This window comes from Microcystis sp. LEGE 08355 (assembly GCF_015207185.1).
Taxonomy (GTDB): domain Bacteria; phylum Cyanobacteriota; class Cyanobacteriia; order Cyanobacteriales; family Microcystaceae; genus Microcystis; species Microcystis panniformis.
The window spans coordinates 1-2,467 of the sequence record NZ_JADEXI010000642.1 but is presented as its reverse complement, the minus strand read 5'-3'; the positions used below and the strand labels follow the sequence as shown (position 1 = coordinate 2,467).

Genomic DNA, 2,467 nt, shown 5'->3' with positions numbered 1-2,467 from the left:
AAGTCTGTGAACTCACGTCAAAAATAGCTGCTTTAGGACTAATGATTCCCATCACTCTCGTATTAGATAATGCCCGCTATCAGAAATGTAAAATTGTTGAAGAATTGGCTCTTTCTTTGTCAATAGAACTGCTCTATCTGCCGTCTTATTCACCTAATCTAAATTTAATTGAAAGGCTGTGGAAATTGGTCAAAAAGAAATGTTTATATGGTAAATATTATGAGAACTTTTCTGACTTTTCTTCAGCCATTTATGAATGTTTGAATGATGCCCATCTGAAACATAAAAAAGAACTGGATTCTTTGCTGACTCTACGATTTCAGAAGTTTAATAAATCTCAGATTATGAACGTCTAAAGTATAGATGATTTATGAAACCAGCGATAATTAATCTGCCAAACCATTGCAAAATCAGCCAACAACAGTTTAAAAAACTAGCAATAGCCAACCGAGATCTCCGCCTTGAACGCAGTAATACCGGCGAATTAATCATGATGTCACCTACTGGAGGAAGCACAGGGAAATACAACGTTAAACTCGCTAGTCGTTTTGTCATTTGGAACGAACAAACCCAATTAGGAGAGGTTTTTGATTCCTCCACAGCATTTAGCCTTCCCAATGGTGCAAACCGTTCTCCTGATGTCGCTTGGGTTAGTCGAGAACGATGGAATTGTCTAACCCGCGAACAACAAGATACCTTTCCCCCATTATGTCCTGATTTTGTCTTAGAATTGCGCTCTAAAACAGACAAGATGAAACCCTTACGGGAGAAAATGCAGGAATACCTAGCCAACCAAATGCGCTTAGGCTGGTTAATTGATACCAAAAATAAACTTGTCGAAATTTATCGCGCTGATCAACCCGTAGAAGTCTTAAAAAAGCCTGCTACTTTATCAGGAGAAGATATTTTAGGCTCTTCGTTACTTGTTATGGTTCGATAGGGTGGCATAAATCGACTAAATCCTTATCTGGCAAAAGATTGAATTGATTAGTTCGCTCTAGATCAAAAACAATTGACAAAAATCGCCAAATGTCTTTTTCTATAAGGGTTCCACCCCTTATAACCCCCGTCCATTGCATAACACAAACCGAAGAGCCATATTTTACCTGGATTTGTCCTTAACTTACAGTTTTTGTGGTACGATCTAGAAACCCTAGGTTAAAAACTAACTTTTCCCACGATTTATTCCTATGAAAGAACAAATCAAAGAACGCATCCAACAACTCAAAGCTGAATATGAGTCTGGTCAAAAAATGTTAGCTGATCTAGAAACACAAGAGTCTAATCTAAGAACTACCATGCTGCGCATCAGTGGTGCGATTCAAGTATTAGAAGAATTGCTGGCTAAAGCTGAGGAAGAAGAAAATCTTGACGACGCTAAAAAAGTAGAAGTTCTCTCTCAATGAAGTAGTTAATATTCTTCCCCAAAACTGCCATGATTCAAAACCTAGTTTTGAGAATAATCAGCTTGCTAGTTAAAACCTTAGCAAGCGTTGTTTCTCCCGCAGAGCAACACATTAAAGCCGGACCGGTTGACTCAAATGATAGCAGTAATCTCCCGATGATTGTTATAACTCCGGGTTGCTTTACCATCAGCCAACAACCCGGAGAAAACACCTCTAATCAACCGCGTCCAGAAGAGTTTCGGGAAAAACTGGCTGTCAGCCAAGGAAAACCTTTAGGACCATATATCTTAGCCAAAACACCCCTACAAGGAACGGTTCAGTGTCAAGCTTTCTTTGCTGAAGGGACCTTAACAGAAAAGCAAATTTGGCTTCAGGAAAAACAAGACTTTATCATCAATTATAAAACGCAAGAGTGTAACTTTACCTATGATATATCAAAAGCGAAAAGTATCCTGTTTATCTACTCGTTTGTCGGGATTTTTAGCCTAAGAAATTTTGAACAAGAACTTTTCATAGAGGTACAAGCTGCAAGTACCAATGAACTGGAAAAATTAACGGCTCTCATTGCTGGCTCTATCCTAACCCACCACGACCAATTAATCGAAGCCTATAATCAAGATACTACCTACAAAACAGAATATAATGCAGCTTCTTTGGGAATTTTAGCCCAACTGCGACAAATTCAGTTTTTAGCAGGAAATCCAGCCGATACATCCTCAATTAAAATGAAGCTGAAGTTTTTAGTAACCGGTCAACTGAAAGCAACACGAGCAATTAGTGAAAACTTCGGTATCATCGAAAAAATTGAGATTATAGAACCAACGGTTAGTCGATAATTTCCCGATCAATTTTGGGTAAACTGTCATCAAATTCCTGCGAAGTCTCTTGCCTCATCTCAACAGGCAATTTAAATACGCAGTTATCTTAATGGTGAGGTACGAAGTTGATGCCAGCAAGGGAATCTTTAAGAAATTACCCAAAATCCCTGAGTCTAGATATTGACGGCGCTAGACTCCCAACGTATAGATAAATACTGTTTCTGGAAGCCCATGACTGTGAGC

4 protein-coding genes are annotated in these 2,467 nt (G+C 38.8%); all 4 read left to right on the top strand.

Going from position 1 to position 2,467, the window contains the following annotated elements:
* Positions 1–356, top strand: a 356-nt coding sequence (locus tag IQ242_RS22355; RefSeq protein WP_193961454.1) for a transposase, incomplete at its 5' end; no start/stop codon positions are given.
* A gap of 14 nt (positions 357–370) precedes the next feature.
* Positions 371–940, top strand: coding sequence for a Uma2 family endonuclease (locus IQ242_RS22350; RefSeq protein ID WP_193961453.1), 570 nt, complete (start codon positions 371–373; stop codon positions 938–940).
* A gap of 250 nt (positions 941–1,190) precedes the next feature.
* Positions 1,191–1,406 carry a hypothetical protein gene (locus IQ242_RS22345; RefSeq protein WP_002793102.1) on the top strand — a complete coding sequence of 72 codons (216 nt, stop codon included), beginning with the start codon at positions 1,191–1,193 and terminating at the stop codon, positions 1,404–1,406.
* A gap of 62 nt (positions 1,407–1,468) precedes the next feature.
* Positions 1,469–2,242 carry a hypothetical protein gene (locus IQ242_RS22340; RefSeq protein ID WP_228021159.1) on the top strand — a complete coding sequence of 258 codons (774 nt, stop codon included), beginning with the start codon at positions 1,469–1,471 and terminating at the stop codon, positions 2,240–2,242.
* Positions 2,243–2,467: the final 225 nt, after the last annotated feature.

What these genes read in the sequence shown, in the direction of transcription:
- IQ242_RS22345 (WP_002793102.1), top strand. Translation starts at nt 1,191, where the DNA reads ATGAAAGAACAAATCAAAGAACGCATCCAACAACTCAAAGCTGAATAT.
- IQ242_RS22350 (WP_193961453.1), top strand. Translation starts at nt 371, where the DNA reads ATGAAACCAGCGATAATTAATCTGCCAAACCATTGCAAAATCAGCCAA.